Genomic DNA, 12,551 nt, shown 5'->3' with positions numbered 1-12,551 from the left:
GCTCCCTCACCTGATGAACGCGAGCAGGCCGACTCCCATGCAGGTCAGCAGCACGGGTGTCAGGCAGGCGATCGCGCCGACGATCGGCGTACGGTCCACCTTGGCCGGACCGCCGCCGTACACGAAACCGATCGTCAGCCAGCCCAGCCCGAACGCGAGTACCGGCATGCTGAGCCCGCACAGCAGCGCGTACGTGGGCACGGAGCCGGACGGGGCGATCAGGTAGAGCACTATCTGCACGATCAGCACGGCCGCCGCGAACGGCCCGTACACCAGCAGGTTGCGGGCCCACGGCCGCCAGGGCGCCACGTTCGAGGGCACCATCGCGGCGTCGGCGGCGTCGGCGGTGCCGCGCGCCTGCCGCAGCGTGGCCAGGATCGCCTCCGGGCCCGCGGCGACACCCTGGGCCGCCAGCGCCCGCTCGGCCGGGTGCGGCGCCAGCGCCTGCTCCGGTACGCCCAGATCCTGCACCAGCCGGGCGCGCTGCGGCGCCAGGCGTGCGCGTACCGAGGCCAGCTCCTGCCGCGCGGCCGAGACGGTCGCCGCCTGCGCGCCCGCCGCGGTGCTCGCGGCCCGCCGCACGGCGTCGAGGCGCTGCGCCGCCGCCACGTAGTCGGCCCAGGCGCCCTGCGGCTCCGTCATCCGGGCCCTCCCGAGTCGCTCTCCGGCTGCACGAACGGCACGATCGTCACCGTGCGGTCGGTGTGCCGGTCGTGCAGCAGCGCGCGGTTCTCCCTCGGCTGCCAGTCCAGCGGCTTGCCGAGCATCAGCGAAACGTCCTGCCCCGAACAGTTCAGGAAGACCAGGCCGGCGACGTCCTCGCGGCCCGCGCTGCCGCCGGTCTCCTCGTTGAACCGGCGCAGCCCCCGCCACCACGACAGCAGGTGCACGCCGCGGCCCGGACCATCCCGCAGCAGCCGCCGCAGCCCCGGCAGGCTGCCCGGGCCGGCGGCGTCCATGCCGAACACCACCCGATAGCCGGGCCGGTCCACATCCAGCTCCGCGGCCAGGCCGGCCGCGTCGACGACGACGACCTCCTGGCGGTGGCCGATCTCCACGGCGAGATCCTTGGCCAGCTCGTCACCCTCGGCGACGAGCGACGAGATCACAAACCTGACGGTACGAGGTGAGTGGAACGCGGCGACGCTACGGGCGGCGGCGTCCAGCACCTGAGCCCCGTCCGCGCGCGAGCCGAAGACGGCCAGATGCCGCCCCGGCGAGGCGTCCAGCGGGAACGTCGCCGTGGACAGGTTGACGTCGATGACCCGGCCGACCAGCGCAGCCGGGCGCCCGGCCCGGCCCGCGAGCGCGGCCCGGTAGGTCGGGTCGTCGGCGAGGTGCTGGTGTGCGTAGCCGGCGAAGATGCGCGGGGCGGCCGACTCCGGGTCGCGCGCGCCCCACAGCCGGTGCCGCAGGTCGCTGAGGAGCTCGCGGTCGGCGTGCGGGTCGGGGAAGCGCACGATGCGCTCGTGACCGCGGGTCGCGCCCCGCGGGCCGCCGAGGCCGCCGGCCGTGTTGACGACGGCCGTGCCCAGCGGCAGGCCGGCCGCCGAGTCGTTCGTCGGCTCGAGCACGTCGCCGCCGCCCGGCAGCGCGAGGCGGACCGGGAACTGGCCGAAGATCGAGTCGCGCTTCGCGTACAGCGCCTCGACGCCGAGGACGGTCTGGCTGGCCAGGATCAGGTGAATGCCGTACGAGCGGCCCTTGCGGGCCAGCGACTCCAGCAGCTGCACCGCCTCGTTCGCCATCGGGTCGTTGCCGGCCAGCAGCACCTGGAACTCGTCGATCACGCAGAGAATCCGCGGCATCGGCCGGCCCCGGCCCTCCTCGGCCGCGACCGCCCGCAGATCCGCGAACCGGGTCACCCCGGCCCGCTTGTACGCCACCGAGCGGCGGGTCATCTCAGCGTCCAGTTCGCGCAGCACGGCCAGGCCGTACTCCCGGTCGGACTCGACGCCGACGGCCCGCGCGTGCGGCAGCCAGGTGCGGTCCCGCCGGGTCGGCACGAACTCGGCGAAGGAGACGCCCTCCTTGAAGTCGAGCAGGTAGAGGCCCAGCTCGTCGGGGCTGTACCGGGCGCCGAGGCCGTACAGGACGTTGATGAGCAGGGCGGTCTTGCCGGCGCCGGACCGGCCGCCGACCATCCAGTGCGGAGTCAGGTCGTTGAACCGCAGCACCACCGGCGTCTCGCCGTCATGACCGATGGTGGTGCCGAGCCCGTCGGCGGCGTCCCCGCTCCAGATCTCCTCGGACGGCTCCGGCAGCAGGTCGGCGAGCGTCACCTGCGACGCGGCGGCCGAGTGGGCCGCCAGCTCCCGGCAGACGGCGTCGACCAGGTGCGGCGGCGGATCCTCGTCGAGGAAGACCGGGGCGTTGAGCCAGACCGCCTCCGGCATCGACCCGAACGTCGCGCCGGGCGGATTACCGATCACCGCGTACGGGTTGCGCAGCGAAACCTGGGTCGTCCGCGGCAGCGGCGCCTGGGTGGTCTCCGCGGTCAGCGGCGGCGGCGGCCAGCCGGCGACGATCAGGTGCAGCCCCGACTCCGGGCCCTGCTGCGCCAGCGCGGCGATCCGGACCAGGTCGGCGCCCTCGGTGAGCTCCGGCAGGCTCGCGATGACCAGCAGCATCATCCGGTCGCGCCGGCTGCGGCGGACGGCGCCGCCCCGCACCGGGCGCAGCCACTTCTCGGCCTCGGTCAGCATCTCGCGCAGCGCGACCCGGTCGGTGGCCGTCGGCGACAACAGGCCGGCGTCCGCCAGCGCCGAGAACGGCGAGAAGACCGTGCCGCCCCCGGTCCCGTCGACCGCGCGGACCAGCAGCGAGCCGGCGGGCGCGGCGGCCAGCAGGCGCAACAGCAGGCAGCGCAGCAGGCCGGCCACCCGCGGGTCACGGGCGTCGGCGTCGACGGTCAGGTGACCGGAGCCGAGCAGCGGTATGACGGCGGGAAAACGGGCATCATCGAGCGGCTGCGCGGTCCCGAGCCGGACGAACTGCGGCGGGAACTCGCCACCGAGCGGCGTGTTCGCGGACTGGGCGTCCAGCGGCGCGCCGAGCCAGCCCGGCGTGAGCTCGCTGGCGGCGGCCCGCAGCTCCTCGGCCAGGTGGTGCTGCTCGAGCGGGTCGGCGGCGGTGGGCGCCTCCGACTCCAGGGCGGCGGCGGCCGCCTGCGCGGCGGCCTCCGCTTGGCGGTGCAGGGCAGCGGCCTGATCGATGCGCCCCGTCGACTCCACCGCCTCACCTCCGTGTGTGCGCTCAAACCGTACCTTGCACCGGTCCTGGCTCAATCCTCCCAGTACGGGTGCGGCGGGGCTCAGCCACTCCTCAGGGGAACGAACGGGCCGTGAACGGGCGGTGGACGGGGTGCGGGAGGGTCGGTGAGGGGTTCTGGGGTTGGAGGCGGGTCGGCGGATACCCCCGAAAGAGAGCCTTTCGTGGGGGGATCCGGCCCGGAAGTCCACAGCGGATGCGGCGCGGTGGGACGCATTAATGTGGAAGGGTGCAGCCGCCTAACTCGTCCCCGCAGCCCGCGCCCCCGCAGCCGGGGGCGGCGCGTCCGCAGGGAGAGTCACGAAACCGCAGGCTGCGCCTCTTTCTGGCGATGGGGGCGGGCATTCTGGCGCTGCTGTGCCTGGGCGGGGTCGGCGTCTTCATCTCGTCCTACGACGAGGCCACCAAGATCGAACGAAGCAAGCCGGATGCGGTGGTTGACCAGTTCTTACGTGCATACCTGGTCAATAGGGATGATAAGGAAGCGGAGCTTTTCACCTGCGACAACGGCCTGGATCTGACGCGTATTGAGGCTTTCCGGACTGATCTGCAGAGCCGTGAGAGCCGGTTCTCGATCAAAATCCAGGTGGTCTGGGAAGGCCTGACGGTGTCCACGTCAGGCTCGCGCGGAACGGTCGATGTCGACTTGACCCGCACCATTGCCGACGACAGCGAACAGGTCACCAAGCCGTGGCAATTCTCGGTGGTGGACGAGGGCGGTTGGCGAGTCTGTGGCGCCACCGAGGTGGTTTGAGCCCTACTCCAGCCAGAGCAGATGCACCGGGATCTCCAGTGTCGCCGGTGCCGTGCCGCTCCATCCCCATCTGTACCAGTCCAGCTCGGTCGTGACACGGGCACAGATGTCGCCGTCATTGCTGGTGTGCAGCTCCGTGACGGCTCGCAGGTCGCGCCGCTCGCCGCCGTCGTCCATCAGGTGGATGACCCGTCGGCCGGTGAGGGCGCCCGCGTCCAGCGCGGGGACCGGGTTCCGCCGCGGCGGCTCGTCCAGGGAGACGAGCCGGGAGACGACGTCGCCGATCCCCATCGCCGGTCCGGCTATCCCGAGGTCCTCGACCCAGACCCGCTCGACCGGCACCAGCGGGGCGAAGATTTCGGTCTGCTCGGCCTCGGCGCGATACCACTCCGCTTCCGACATCACGGGCACGTAGGTGCGGCTACCCTGCACGACCTTCTCATCCGCGCGCAGGTCACCGCGCCAGCCATGGCCGGGCAGCCCGATAAGCACTCGACGGCCGCGCAACTGCCCAGTCATGGTGGCCGGCGCTGGCACCAACGGCCGCGGTGGATCGGTGGTCCATCCGGATTCGGCGAACGGATCAGGCATGGGGTGACCGGTCATTGCGACGCACCCAACGGTGAGCCACGCTCAGCCATGAACCGCACCGGATCCACCGCGCTGGCACTGGACCGGTCGTTGTTCAGGTGCACCTCGAAGTGCAGGTGCGGGCCCGAGGAGTTGCCGCTGGTGCCGCTCAGGGCCACGATCTGCCCGGCCGCGACCTTGTCGCCCGGCTGCAGCTTCGGCCGCTGGACCAGATGGCAATAGCGAGTCATGACGTTGCCGGCATGCCGGATCTCCAGCATCCAGCCACAGCCGCCCTTGCCGGGATAGCCGGCCACGTCACAGTCCTTCTTGCCGCTGAACGTCTCGTCGCACTTGACCCGAGAGACGACCCCGCTCGCCACCGAGTGGACAGGGTTACCGGTGCCGATGATGAGGTCGACACCTTGGTGGTTCGGCCGGCTGACGGTTCGGAAGCCCGATCCCACCACCATCTTCTGACTTCTCTTCAGGCCTTTTCCGCTGGCTGCCAATGGGCTGGTCCAGCCGGAGGCGGACACCTGGCCGACCGAGGCGCACACCATGTCCACCGAGTTGCCGACGGCGTTCGCCGCACCGTCGGCGAGCAGGTTCACGATCTGGGTCGCGATCGGCTCGTGCTTGGCATAGGCGCCAGGGTAGGCGCTGATCTGCACCCGTTGGGCTGCCCGGGTCAGTGGCAGGCTCTGCCAGTTGCTGACCGTCTTCAGCTTGTTGTAGAACTTCGTCGCCGAGTAGACCGGATTGGTGACCTGCGCCGGCGAACCCCAGCCGCTGCTCGGTCGCTGCTGGAAGAGCCCGAGCGAGTCGTGATCGTTGCGCTCGCCGAGATGGCCGAGATTCCGCAGGTTTGACTCCTGCATCGCCGTCGCCACCGCGATCACCCACGCTCGCGGCGGCAGCCCGAGCTGCTTTCCAACGTTGATGATGATCGCCGCGTTCTTCATCTGCTCTTTGCTGTAGGAGCCGACGTTGGGCAGCTTGCCCTCCGGATCGACCGGCCCGCCGGCGCCGCAGTTGCCCCCGAGCAGGCTGAAGTTCTCCTCCTTGGGGTTGTCGAACGCTCCCAGGAAGAGCGCGCTGACGGCGCCGCCACAGCACAGCAGTACCAGCGTGGCGGTGAGGGCGACAAGGAGGGCCACCACCCGGGGCCGCGGCCGATTCATCGACCGTCCCAGTCGATGTCGTCGACCAGCCAGCGTCCGTCCGGCGCTACCAGCTGCAGAGTCAGCTTTCCGCTGTCAACCGTCACGACCGCGTTGACCAGTCCATCACCGATCGGCACCAAGGTGGGGCGTCCCACTACCTTGTCGGCCGGCACGTCTGCCGGGTCGACGCCGTTCAGGTCGTTGGAGAGGTCCTCGGTCGCGTTCGGGACGAGCCCATCGTGCCAGGTCTTCGCTGACACGTTCTTGTGGTCCACCCAGGCCGCGGCGAAGGCATATGCCACTGCCTCCGGTTCGGCACCGCCTGGGCTGGTGGTGGGAGAGGGTGGCGGTTCGTCGTTGACTATCACGCCGTCGTCGTCATGGCTGGGATCAATGCTGGCTGTCGGTGCCACCGGGATGGGATCGGTGAGCGACTCTGCGGTAGAGCCGTCGGAGAAGACGCGGCCGATCCCGACGATCGCCAGCACCAGCAGTGCGATTACGAATGCCACGCCCCAACGGGACCGGAAGAGTCCGGTGAGGCTGCGTTCCATGAATCCGGACACGGCCGATCACTTCGCCTCGGAGCGGATCCGCGGCGCGGCCGGCTCTTCCCGGGTGGTGCTACCGGTCTCTGGTCGATAGATCGCGAAGGCGGCGGGACGTTCGGCGACATCGGGCTCCGTCCAGGTGGAGTTCCGGCGCGAGTGAGCCGCGGCTGTGACCTGTGCCGGTGCTCGACCGCCCGACTCCGCGGTGTCCCGAGTCGACTCGTTGCCATCCGGTCTGACCGGGGTGCTGCTACCGCGATCGGGAACCGGGACCAGCGACCCGCCCGAGTTGTGCGCCGGGTCCTCCAGCCGGGCCTCGGGGCGCAGATTGGTCTGGTCGACGTAGACCGTGCGGCCCTTGCCGAGCCGGGGCTCGTTCGTCCCGCCGGCATCCGCCACGTCGAGCTTTGCGGCCTCGCGCACGTCCCGGAAGAATCGCCGGTGCCAAGAACCGGCCGAGGTGATCGCGGCAGTGCTGTCCTTGCCACCGAGCTGGGTGATCCGTCGGTATGGTCGCAGCAGCAGCCAGCCCACGATACCGACCAGCCAGACGAGAACCACCTGCAACCAGCCGGCGAGGCTGCTGGTGTTCATGATCAGGTCAACCGCGAAAAGGTAGATGGCCGCGCCGGTACCGAAGATCGCGATGTTGAAGACCGCCGCCACCACGGCGTTGCCGAGCCGTCGGATGCCCGAGCTGGCAGGACGCAACAGGCCGACGGTGCCCAGGATGGGAGCGGCGATGACGGCCCACCGGAAGATCAGGAAGCCCAACAACACGAGCAGGGAAGCGGTGAGGTCGAACATCGCGAACATGAGCGACGCGAGCACGGCGATGAAGCCCGCGCCGATCCGGTCCATCCCGTTCGTTCCCTGCAGGTAGTCGTAGGCCTCCGGATCCTCAGTCTTGATCTGCTCAGAGATCTTCTTCCACTGGTCGCTCTTGCCCGAGAGGATGGCCGGCCGGGTATCCGGGTTCTGCCGAATCCGTTCGGCCTCCCGCCAGCTGATCGAGCGGGCGTCGTAGAGCGCTCGGCCATATTTCTGGGCGGTGGTGCTGTCGGCGGAGCCCAGAAGACCACGGACCCAGTTGCGATAGAGCATCGTCTCGGTCGAGGTGTCGCTCGCCCGGACCGCGGGTGGCCTGTTGTCCTGGCAAGCTTCCGAGTCGCCCAACTTACAGCTGGTGGTATTACCGGTCTGGGGACGCGGGCCCACCGCGTCATGGACGACTCCGAGCGTCGTGATCAGGGTTTGGTCGGCGATGTTCGCGGACTTGACCGGCCACGCGGCAATCGCCGTCACGGCGACCATGATGAGAATCGCCCAACCGACCGTTGTCGTCGCCGCACCCATGTCGGCCTGCTGCGAGCGCCAGATCAGGTAAAGACCGACGACGGCGAGCGTGATCACGCCGAAGACGCTGAAGACCTTCTCGTATACGGCCTTCGTGGCCTGGTCGACCAGCGGGTCTGCCCAGCCCCAGAGCTGTTCCGGATCCCAGGCGCGCTCCCGTAGCGCGTTGGACGCACCGATCACCGCGGTAGCGATCATGAACTCGCCGTTGGCCACCGTCGTCTCGAACTTGGATCCCGGCTCGGTCAGCGTCGATGCGCAGCCACCGTCCAGGTCGAAGGTCGTGTAGCTGTAACCGGCATAGCCGTACTGGCTGTAGATGCCCTGGGGGCCGTTCAACTTCGATGACTCGGGACGTTCGACGAACCAACCGGCGAGGCCGGAATCAGGGGTGCTGGGCGTGGGGGCCTTGAGGCACGTCGCCCGGTCAGCGGCGACGTCTTGGAGCCGTTTCACACAGCCGGGGATGTCCTTGCTCCACTCCTCGACGCTGCAGGCGCCGCCTGGTGCGCGGAGGGGGCCGGCCGAGGCGGGCGACGGTGCGGCAACTGCCCAGGCGATGCTCGCCACAGCCGCTACCAGCACCGTCAGTACCAGTGCGCACCCCCGCCGGACCATTTTCAGACCTCCAGGTCTGTGAGCGACGAAATGGCCGTCGGTGTCGCCTTTGCCGCCGTCGGCGTCGTGTCCAGGTGCTCGAGCAGGCCGTCCACGTAAGACACGTCGACCCGGACCTTCTGGACCCGGCCGTCGACGTCGCGCATCACGAACTCGCGGAAGCCGAGCCGGGTCGACGACGACGCGTCGGCCTGGGAGAGCGAGGCCAGTGTCGCCTCGTAGCCGTCGTGCACCGGGACCCGGAGCAGTCGCAGCGCCTCGGAGGCGATCTCCTGGTCCTCGGCGATGCGGCCGACGAAGACGGTCGACACCAGGTTCTGTACGTCCAGGCCGAGGATGTCGCGCGGGTTCTGCGAGGCCACGAACGCCGCCAGGTTCCACTTGCGGGAGTCGCGGGCGAGGCGGACCAGGAACGACCGGCCCGAGCGCCAGCCCTCCATGAAGTGCGCCTCGTCGAGGCCGACCATCTTGCGGGCCGACATCGAGCCGCCGTAGCAGCGTCGGACCGCGAGGCGGTGCGCCGTGTGCAGCATCGGCAGGGCCAGGGACTCCTCCGCCGACCAGTACTCGCGCTCGATCTTCAGGTCCGGCAGGCGCAGGCCGGCCATCGTGATGACGGTGAGCGCCGAGTCGGCGCCGAGCAGGTGCTCGGGCGGGCGGCCGAAGAAGAGCAGGGCCAGGGGCATCTCGGCGGTGTCGAGCAGCAGGTTGGCCAGCTCGGCGCCGTTCTCGTCGAGGGTCTGCAGGGTGGCGACCACGTCGTCGAGCGTCGAGGTCTCCTCGGCCGGCACCTGGCGGACCGCGTGCCGCAGCAGGGTCGCGGTGGTCGCCTCCTTGGCCACCTGGGGAGGCACCAGCATGGAGCAGATGTCCTGCACCAGCATGCGGCGCTCGGCGCGGGCGTTGGAGACCGCGATCTCGTACTCCCGGTCGCCGGCGGGGCCGGTCGGGAACTCGGTGCGGACCGGGGTCGGGATCAGCGAGTACGGCGCCAGCGTCCCCTGCTCCGAACCGGTCAGGTTCAGCACCCGCGAGTACGGCCGCAGCTCCGGCATCGCGCACAGCCGCGCCAGCGGGCCGGACGGGTCGAGCAGGGTCACCTGGACGCCGCGGCGCGCGTTCAGGTAGCCGAGCGCGCCCATCAGCGTCGACTTTCCACCGCCGGGTTCGGCCACCAGCACGCCGAGGCCGGAGCGCTCGCGCACCTCCATCGGGAAGTGCAGGTCGAGGAAGACCGGGCGCCGGCAGGTTCCGGAGGTGCGGCCGATCAGGTCGCCACGGCGGTCGCCGACGTTGGACGCGGCCTGCGGCAGCGCCGCGGCCAGCAGCTTGACCGGCATCCGGCGCACGTAGCCGGTGTTGGCGATCGGCTCGCCGGGGATGAACTCGCGGGCCAGCTGGTCCTGGTTCTTCGGGTGTTGCAGCGAGATGCGCAGCTCGCGGGAGTAGAGCTGGATCAGGCGCCGGGCCCGTTCCAGGCACTCCTCGCGGCTGCGGCCGCCGACCGCGATCCGGTGCCAGCCGTGTGCCCGGGCGGACTCGACCGGCAGGCCGGTGGTCATCTCGTCGCCGATGACCAGCGCACGCTTGGCGAGACGCTCCAGCTCCGGCGGGGCGTCGATGCCGTGCTCGGCGTAGTCGAGCTGCTGGGAGCGGATCATGCGGAGCCGGTGCTCGAGGTTCTTGAAGGAGCTGTTGGAGCCGAGGATGTCGATGCGTGAGGAGAGCTCCATCGGCCACGGCAGGCGCTCGTGGAAGTGCATCCACGGCTCGTGCTTCTCCGGGATCTCCAGCGGCTCCATCCGGCCCACGGAGAGGACGGCGACGTGCCGCTCCTCGCCGGTCATCCGGTTGACCAGCTTCACGGTCGAGCCGTACGGGGTGCGGTAGCGCTCGACCTGCTCGGTCAGGGCCAGCAGGTCGCCGCGCTCCCAGTGGCCGTTCGAGATCGGGGAGAGCGGGCCGGGCGGGGCCATGCAGAGCGCGACCGAGCGGAACAGCAGCCACTCCAGCTCGGGCGGGGTGACCCGGCGGCCGCGCATGCCGAACGCGTTCAGCACCTCGTCGAACTGCTCGACCGTGCGGCCGAGCTTGCGGCGTTCCGAGTCGGAGGTGCCCTTTCCGAACATCCGCAGGATGCGCTCGGAGAACGTGTCGCCGAGTGAGCGGCGGGCGAACGTGACGCCCAGGTAGGTCTGTCCCTCGGCGTGGTTGACGGAGAGCAGGTGGCGCTGCGCCGAGACGAGGTGGTCCGACCACGAGGTGGCGCCGGAGACGTCGGGCAGCGGCTTCGCCGTGTGCGAGTCGACCGTGCGGGCCCACTCGTCGGCCGGGAAGGGCCGGTTGGTGCGGCGCAGGTGCAGCCGGAAGCCGGCCAGGCCCGCGTACTGCTCGGAGATCGCGGCGAGCAGCGCCTCGCGCTCGGCGTCGGGCCGGAAGGCCCAGCGCACCTCGGGCAGCGAGTACCAGGCCGTGACCGTGCCCTGGGTGAACGTCAGGTGCCCGGCGATCTCGCTGATCTCCAGCTCGATGGCGGGGTCGCGGTCGTTGAACTTGAGCTTGTGCGGGCGCGGCTGGGTGGCCTTCGGGCGGACCACCGGCAGGTTCCTCGGCTCGTCGCGGTCCTTGTTCTTGCGGCCCTTGCGCTTGGCGGGTGCCTTCTCGCGGGTGGCCGGCGCCCGTTCCGGCATCGTCGCGGGCAGGTCGGCGTGCACCTCGGACCCGGGAACCATGGCGCCGTACGACTCGACCGGGCGTGCCGGCGTCACGCCGGGCGGCGCGACCGTCTGCCAGAGCGGCGGGGTCTGCACGGGCAGGACGGGCGCGGGGTCGGGCCGTTGCGCGACGGGCGCCGCGGCGACCACCGGCAGCGCGCCGGGGCGGGCCTCCTCCGGCCAGTCGTCGAAGTCGGACTCGGGCGCCTCGCGCTCGTCGTAGAAGTCGGCCTGCGGCCCGACCGGTGCACGCATGAAGGGAGAGACGGGCGCGTCGGTGGGGCGCAGGTCGCTCGGCGGCGGCACCGGCGGCGGGGGCGCGACCAGCGAACCGGGCCCGGGCGTCTCGGCGACGGGAGCGACAGAGGCGACGGGAGCGACCCCGGTGCCGGGAGCGACCCCGGTGCCGGCGGCGGGCGGCGCGGACGTCTGACGGCGCTGGTCCGCGCCGTCGAAGTCGAAGCCGAAGTCGAAGTCGGCGTCCGGGTCGTCGGGCGGCGGCTCGACCGGTGCGGCCGGGCCCGGTACCGGGTTCGCGGCCGGGGCGCCGCCGAAGAGGTCGAGGAACGGCGAATCGATGTCCATGGGGTCGACCTGCGGGCCGCCGTTGGTGCGCGGCCGGACCGGCTGCGGCGCCTGGAACACCGCCACCGCGCCGTGCCCGGGGCCGGGCACCTGCTCAAGATTCTCATCTGGAGAGTAATGGTCTGGTCGCACACCGTTACTCTGCCTGCCCGTAATGGGGGCGTCCGCGCGGGAATGCCCGGGCGGTGGGGTAGCGGTCATGAACGGGCCCCGTTCGGGCATGCAGCGTGAGAGGCGAAACTGGTCATACCAACTCCTCCCGAACCCGGATGCGCGTGGCGACAAGTCTCGGGTCGCGCTGTTCGACGGCCGGCTCGCGGGTGCGGCGCCAGTCGGTGAGCGCGGTACGGATGACCATGCGGGCGGGGCGGTCGGGGTCGACGTGCCGGAACACGTAGGACGTGGTGACCATGGCCAGGGCGATCTCCCAGGCGGGGAACGCGTCGAACTCCCAGGTCAGCATGTAATGCAAAAAGACGAACAAAGGTACTAGTAGGACGAACATTCCGTACTGCGCATATGGCAGGTGCAGGGGCAGGGTGTATCCGGGCGGGCCCAGATAGACCAGGCGTGCCCGGTAGATGTCGTCATCGGTGCGCAGCCGCATGTTTCCGCCCGCGGCCTCAGGTGAAGATGAGGTCGATGAGGAAGTCGCCGACGAAGAACAGCGTCGCCGCGCCCGCGATGAAGGCGAGGCCGACGATGGCGATCGCGGAACTGGTCAGCACCTTGGAGATCTCGCCGCGGCTCGCCCGGCCGATGAAGATGACGCCGAGGACGGCCAGCAGGATCGGTGCGATGTTGCTGGCGAAGAAGGTGACGACACCCTCGGTGTTGATGCCCTTGGGATCGGGGGCCGCCAGGGTGCCCTGATTTAGGGTTGCCGCGACCTGCGCGACGAGCTCTGTGGCGATCATCGGTAAACCTCCCGGGTGCCTGGCGTGAGGGCGCCGAGCACACTGCAGTT

10 protein-coding genes are annotated in these 12,551 nt (G+C 70.6%); 1 reads left to right on the top strand and 9 read right to left on the bottom strand.

Annotation, left to right across the window (positions count from 1 at the left end; all coding sequences use genetic code 11):
- Positions 1–6 precede the first annotated feature (6 nt).
- Positions 7–642 (bottom strand): hypothetical protein, encoded by a 636-nt coding sequence (locus ACIBSW_RS06060; protein WP_354718249.1) that lies wholly within the window; start codon positions 640–642, stop codon positions 7–9.
- Positions 639–3,233: an FtsK/SpoIIIE domain-containing protein gene (locus ACIBSW_RS06055; RefSeq protein ID WP_354718251.1), complete on the bottom strand. Its 2,595-nt coding sequence runs from the start codon at positions 3,231–3,233 to the stop codon at positions 639–641. Before ACIBSW_RS06055 ends, ACIBSW_RS06060 begins: the two co-directional genes overlap by 4 nt.
- Before the next feature lie 266 nt (positions 3,234–3,499).
- On the opposite strand from ACIBSW_RS06055, the gene ACIBSW_RS06050 reads away from it, so the two are divergent.
- Positions 3,500–4,024 carry a hypothetical protein gene (locus tag ACIBSW_RS06050; RefSeq protein ID WP_354718253.1) on the top strand — a complete coding sequence of 175 codons (525 nt, stop codon included), beginning with the start codon at positions 3,500–3,502 and terminating at the stop codon, positions 4,022–4,024.
- Between the two features lie 3 nt (positions 4,025–4,027).
- Here the strand turns inward: ACIBSW_RS06050 and ACIBSW_RS06045 are convergent, their stop codons facing one another.
- Genes ACIBSW_RS06045 through ACIBSW_RS06015 form a run of 7 tightly spaced genes read right to left on the bottom strand, consistent with a single transcriptional unit; the run spans position 4,028 to position 12,501 of the window.
- Positions 4,028–4,630, bottom strand: coding sequence for a hypothetical protein (locus ACIBSW_RS06045; protein ID WP_354718255.1), 603 nt, complete (start codon positions 4,628–4,630; stop codon positions 4,028–4,030).
- Positions 4,627–5,778, bottom strand: coding sequence for a M23 family metallopeptidase (locus ACIBSW_RS06040; RefSeq protein ID WP_354718257.1), 1,152 nt, complete (start codon positions 5,776–5,778; stop codon positions 4,627–4,629). Before ACIBSW_RS06040 ends, ACIBSW_RS06045 begins: the two co-directional genes overlap by 4 nt.
- On the bottom strand, positions 5,775–6,272 hold the full coding sequence (locus ACIBSW_RS06035) for a hypothetical protein (RefSeq protein WP_354718259.1): 498 nt from the start codon (positions 6,270–6,272) through the stop codon (positions 5,775–5,777). The genes ACIBSW_RS06040 and ACIBSW_RS06035 overlap by 4 nt, the downstream gene beginning before the upstream one ends.
- A gap of 60 nt (positions 6,273–6,332) precedes the next feature.
- Entirely contained in the window at positions 6,333–8,285 is a 1,953-nt protein-coding gene (locus ACIBSW_RS06030) for an MFS transporter (protein WP_354718261.1), read from the bottom strand.
- A 2-nt stretch (positions 8,286–8,287) separates the two neighbouring features.
- Positions 8,288–11,785, bottom strand: coding sequence for an ATP-binding protein (locus ACIBSW_RS06025; RefSeq protein ID WP_354718263.1), 3,498 nt, complete (start codon positions 11,783–11,785; stop codon positions 8,288–8,290).
- Between the two features lie 43 nt (positions 11,786–11,828).
- Positions 11,829–12,191: a hypothetical protein gene (locus ACIBSW_RS06020; protein WP_184988142.1), complete on the bottom strand. Its 363-nt coding sequence runs from the start codon at positions 12,189–12,191 to the stop codon at positions 11,829–11,831.
- A 16-nt stretch (positions 12,192–12,207) separates the two neighbouring features.
- Positions 12,208–12,501 carry a hypothetical protein gene (locus ACIBSW_RS06015; RefSeq protein ID WP_354718265.1) on the bottom strand — a complete coding sequence of 98 codons (294 nt, stop codon included), beginning with the start codon at positions 12,499–12,501 and terminating at the stop codon, positions 12,208–12,210.
- Positions 12,502–12,551 lie beyond the last annotated feature (50 nt).

Origin of the sequence: Actinoplanes sp. NPDC049668 (assembly GCF_044465445.1) — a bacterium.
Classification (GTDB): Bacteria; Actinomycetota; Actinomycetes; order Mycobacteriales; family Micromonosporaceae; genus Actinoplanes.
This window is presented reverse-complemented; position numbering and strand designations above follow the sequence as displayed.

Bases quoted from the DNA above. Each gene is read 5' to 3' on its own strand.
- ACIBSW_RS06060 (WP_354718249.1), bottom strand. From the start codon at position 642: ATGACGGAGCCGCAGGGCGCCTGGGCCGACTACGTGGCGGCGGCGCAG.
- ACIBSW_RS06045 (WP_354718255.1), bottom strand. From the start codon at position 4,630: ATGACCGGTCACCCCATGCCTGATCCGTTCGCCGAATCCGGATGGACC.
- ACIBSW_RS06040 (WP_354718257.1), bottom strand. From the start codon at position 5,778: ATGAATCGGCCGCGGCCCCGGGTGGTGGCCCTCCTTGTCGCCCTCACC.
- ACIBSW_RS06030 (WP_354718261.1), bottom strand. From the start codon at position 8,285: ATGGTCCGGCGGGGGTGCGCACTGGTACTGACGGTGCTGGTAGCGGCT.
- ACIBSW_RS06025 (WP_354718263.1), bottom strand. From the start codon at position 11,785: ATGACCGCTACCCCACCGCCCGGGCATTCCCGCGCGGACGCCCCCATT.
- ACIBSW_RS06020 (WP_184988142.1), bottom strand. From the start codon at position 12,191: ATGCGGCTGCGCACCGATGACGACATCTACCGGGCACGCCTGGTCTAT.
- ACIBSW_RS06015 (WP_354718265.1), bottom strand. From the start codon at position 12,501: ATGATCGCCACAGAGCTCGTCGCGCAGGTCGCGGCAACCCTAAATCAG.